At 63.7% G+C, this 3,017-nt stretch carries 3 protein-coding genes; all 3 read left to right on the top strand.

Annotation, left to right across the window (positions count from 1 at the left end):
- A partial coding sequence (locus tag ACXJKR_RS28625) for a UDP-N-acetylglucosamine 2-epimerase (RefSeq protein WP_457325721.1) occupies positions 1–542 on the top strand: 542 nt, incomplete at its 5' end.
- Between the two features lie 10 nt (positions 543–552).
- On the top strand, positions 553–1,779 hold the full coding sequence (locus ACXJKR_RS28620; RefSeq protein ID WP_457325720.1) for a glycosyltransferase family 4 protein: 1,227 nt from the start codon (positions 553–555) through the stop codon (positions 1,777–1,779).
- Positions 1,752–2,930 (top strand): glycosyltransferase family 4 protein, encoded by a 1,179-nt coding sequence (locus ACXJKR_RS28615; protein WP_457325719.1) that lies wholly within the window; start codon positions 1,752–1,754, stop codon positions 2,928–2,930. Before ACXJKR_RS28620 ends, ACXJKR_RS28615 begins: the two co-directional genes overlap by 28 nt.
- Positions 2,931–3,017: the final 87 nt, after the last annotated feature.

Raw genomic sequence — 3,017 nt, 5'->3', positions numbered from 1 at the left:
GCTACTTCGTCGTCAGCGCCCATCGCGAAGAAAACATTGAATCGCCGCGCACCTTTGACCGGCTTGTCGGCATTCTGAACACGGTCGCCGAGGACCACGGCCTGCCGGTCATCGTTTCGACGCATCCGCGCACGCAGAAACGTATCGATGCCGAAGGCATCGTCTTTCATGCTGGCATCAAGCTGATGAAGCCCCTCGGCTTCCTTGACTACGTGCGCCTGCAGACGTCAGCCAAGGCCGTGCTGTCGGACAGCGGGACCATCAACGAGGAGTCGTCGATCCTGAACTTCCCGGCGCTCAATCTGCGCGAGGCGCATGAACGGCCCGAGGGCATGGAGGAAGGCGCCGTCATGATGACCGGCCTGTCCGTCGACCGCGTCCGCCAGGGCCTCGCCATCCTCGACACCCAACCACGCGGCGAAGACCGGGGATTGCGGCTGGTTGACGACTACAGCATGCCCAATGTGTCGGACAAGGTCGTCCRCATCATCCACAGCTATACCGACTACGTGAAGCGTGTCGTCTGGCGCCAATACGAGTGACGGCGGACTGATGCGCGTGCTCGTCGTCAGCCAGTACTTCTGGCCTGAGGTCTTTCGCGTCAATGAGATCGTCTCCGAACTGCGCGCGCGCGGCCACGAGGTGACGGTATTGACCGGGCGGCCCAATTATCCCGGCGGCGACATCTTCCACGACTATGTGGCAGACCCTGGCGCCTTCGCTCAGTATCACGGCGCAGAGGTCTTGCGCCTGCCGCTGCGCCCGCGCAGCAAGGGCTCGATCCGGCTGCTGCTCAACTATTGGAGCTTTGTGTTCTGGGGCTGCCTGCTCGGCCCGTGGAAGCTGCGCGGCAGGCGCTTCGACGCGATCTTCTGTTTCGAGACATCGCCGATCACATCGGCGCTTCCCGCTGTGCTGCTTCGCCGCATCAAGCGTGCGCCGCTGCTGCTCTGGGTGCTCGACCTCTGGCCTGATACGCTGGCAGCGGTCGGGATGGTCAAGAGTGCGCGCGGTCTCGACGCTGTCGGTACTCTGGTGCGCTTCATCTACAAGCGCTGCGATCTGATCCTGGCCCAGTCCAAGGGCTTCTTCCCTGCGATCGAGCGCTGGTCACAAGCGCCGACCAAGAGCCGCTACTTTCCACAATGGGCCGAAGCTATCTTCGACGGCGATTTGAGCGCAGTCGAACCAGCCGCAGAGCTTGCTGCGCACACTGGCGTCTTCAAGATCATGTTCGCCGGCAATCTCGGCGATGCCCAGGACTTTCCGGCACTGTTGGCCGCCTCCGAGGCCACTCGCGAACGCAGCGACATCCACTGGCTCATCGTCGGCGATGGCCGTCAGGCCGACTGGGTGCGTGCTGAGATCATGCGCCGCGGTCTGCAATCCACCGTTTTCATGCTCGGCCGCCACCCCATCGAACGGATGCCGGAGTTCTTCAAGGGCGCCGACGCGCTGCTCGTGTCCCTGAAGGCAGAGCCCATTTTCGCAATGACCATCCCCGGCAAGGTCCAGGCATACCTGGCTGCAGGCAAGCCCCTGCTGGCCATGCTGGACGGCGAGGGCGCGCGGGTCATCACAGAAGCAGGTGCCGGCCTCGTGGCCCCCGCAGGTGATGCGCAGGCCCTGGCGAGCCATGCCCGTGCTTTGGCGTCCATGCCCATTGCCGAGCGCGGTCTGATGGGCCAGCGCGCCAAAGCCTATTGCTGCCGCGAGTTCGACCGCTCCGCGCTGATCTCTCAATTGGAGGCGTGGTTGAACAACGCTGCCCGGCCATGACGGTCAAACCTCGGATCCTCATCCTGGCGCCATTTTTCCTGCCTAGCGAGCAAGGTGGCGGCCTGGYGCGGGCGGTGGACTATCTCGTCCAACATCTGCACGAGGATTTCGAATTCGTCGTGGCGACCAGCAACCATGACCTGCGCGACCACACGCCCTACCCCGAGGCCGCCCGCGCCGCAGCGCGCTCGCAGGCGAAGATCGATATCCGCTACCTGCCTGCACCAGGGCGTTGGCAGACGCTGCGCGCGCTGCTGGCTGAAGGCTTCGATCTCATCTATCTGAACAGCTTCCTGTCACGCGGCTTCTCGCTCACGCCGCTGCTCGCTCGTCGACTGCTGGCCGGCAAGCCGGCGCCCGTGCTGCTCGCGCCACGCGGTGAGTTGATGGCAGGCGCGATGCAGCACAAGCGCCGTCGCAAGCAAGCCTATCTGCAGCTTCTCCGGGCCACCGGTATGTTGCGCGACGTACTCTTCCACGCTACCAGTCTGGAGGAGGCCAGAGAATTGCGGGCCCTGGGATTCACCCGAGTTGGCTTGGCGCCCGATCTGCCGCCCCGCCATCTTCAACAGTTGCAAGCGCTACAGATCGGCCTTGATACCGAGCCGCTGCGCATCGTCTTTGCTGCCCGCATCGACCCGAAGAAGAACCTGTTGGCAGCGTTAGCCGTGCTGAACGCAGTTCATGCGTCCGTGCATCTGGACATCATCGGCCCGATCGGTGACGCCACGTATTGGGCTCAGTGCCAACCCTTGCTCAAGGCACTACCGGCCCACGTCAAGGCAAGGTATCTGGGCGCCCAAACTCATGCCGACCTGCAACGCTCGATGGGTCGCTACGAGCTGTTGCTGCTACCCACCCGCGCTGAGAACAATGGCTACGTCATCCTTGAGGCCTTGCTCGCCGGTTGTGTGCTACTGATCAGCAACGCGACTCCATGGCGCGGCCTCCAGGCGCTAGATATTGGTTGGGATGTTGATGTCGACGACATCGACAGCTTTGCCAAGGCGCTCGATGACTTCGCGCGCATGTCACCAGGGGAGCGGCTTCGCCGGCGCGATTTGGCGCGCCAGTACGGCCTTGGCCGCATGAACGCCGGCGCTGATATCGAGGCCACGCGTCGCCTGCTGCACCAGGCCTGTCAGCCCTAGCCGAATTCGCGCATTCGCCGCACCAACTCGGGCCAAGTGGGCGACACATACCCCGTAGCCGCCAAAAAGCGGTCGCCGCACAAGGAC

The organism is Roseateles sp. P5_E11 (assembly GCF_054049355.1).
This window is presented reverse-complemented; position numbering and strand designations above follow the sequence as displayed.

Bases quoted from the DNA above. Each gene is read 5' to 3' on its own strand.
- ACXJKR_RS28620 (WP_457325720.1), top strand. From the start codon at position 553: ATGCGCGTGCTCGTCGTCAGCCAGTACTTCTGGCCTGAGGTCTTTCGC.